The following is a 547-nucleotide window of genomic DNA, read 5'->3' as shown; positions in this document are numbered from 1 at the left end:
AAGCCGGCCACTGGATGGCCTCGGGAGCTGGCGGGCGATACCCCAGTGATGAGTGCGGGCGCTTGGTGTTGTAATGGCGGCGCCAGCTCTCGATGATAATCTTCGCCTCAGCGAGGCTGTAGAAGATCTCCCCGTTCAGCAGCTCGTCGCGGAGCTTGGAATTGAAGCTCTCACAGTAACCGTTCTCCCAGGGGGACCCCGGCTCGATATAGGCGGTCTTCGCGCCGACGGCGACGATCCATTCCCGCACCGCCTTGGCGATGAACTCCGGGCCATTGTCGGACCGTATATGATCCGGCACACCGTGCAGGAGGAAGAGATCGGACAAGACGTCGATGACGTCGGTCGATCGGAGCCTCCGGTCGACCCGGATTGCCAGGCACTCCCGGCTGAACTCGTCGATGAGATTGAGCATGCGGAACTTCCTTCCATCGTGGGTCCGGGCTTCGACGAAGTCGTAGGACCAGACATGGTTCGAACGCTCTGGCCGCAGACGGATGCATGACCCGTCGTTCAGCCAGAGCCGACCCTTCTTTGGTTGCTTTTG

1 pseudogene is annotated in these 547 nt (G+C 61.1%); it reads right to left on the bottom strand.

The annotated features are described in order from the left end of the window. Nucleotides 1–547, bottom strand: a pseudogene (locus FHD67_RS20290) (IS3-like element ISPmar2 family transposase); the annotation flags it as partial.

The sequence above is a fragment of the Paracoccus haeundaensis genome (genome assembly GCF_006239215.1).
Classification (GTDB): Bacteria; Pseudomonadota; Alphaproteobacteria; order Rhodobacterales; family Rhodobacteraceae; genus Paracoccus; species Paracoccus marcusii.
The sequence above is the reverse complement of the archived record's forward strand: the minus strand, read 5'-3'. Positions and strand labels throughout refer to the sequence as shown.